Genomic DNA, 289 nt, shown 5'->3' with positions numbered 1-289 from the left:
CCAATAAATTCCGCACCGTGATCGAGGACGACGCCTTCATCGGCAGCGACAGCCAGCTGGTGGCCCCGGTGACCGTCGGCAAGGGCGCAACGCTGGGCGCCGGCACCACGCTCACGAAGGACGCGCCGGCCGGTAAATTGACCATCTCGCGTCCCAAGCAGATGACGGTCGAAGGCTGGAACCGCCCGGTCAAGAAGAAGAAGTGAGGTCGTGCTGTCCACAGCCAATCGACCGGATATGGACAGCTTATTGACAACAAAATCATAAGGTAATCACAGGGTAATCCACC

Annotated in this window: 1 protein-coding gene; it reads left to right on the top strand. The window is 59.2% G+C overall.

The window, feature by feature from the left end:
* A partial coding sequence (locus KVT32_RS29770) for a DapH/DapD/GlmU-related protein (protein ID WP_305864285.1) occupies positions 1-206 on the top strand: 206 nt, incomplete at its 5' end.
* Between the last annotated feature and the right edge of the window lie 83 nt (positions 207-289).

The sequence above is a fragment of the Achromobacter sp. GbtcB20 genome (assembly GCF_019091095.1).
Classification (GTDB): domain Bacteria; phylum Pseudomonadota; class Gammaproteobacteria; order Burkholderiales; family Burkholderiaceae_B; genus Achromobacter; species Achromobacter mucicolens.
This window is presented reverse-complemented; position numbering and strand designations above follow the sequence as displayed.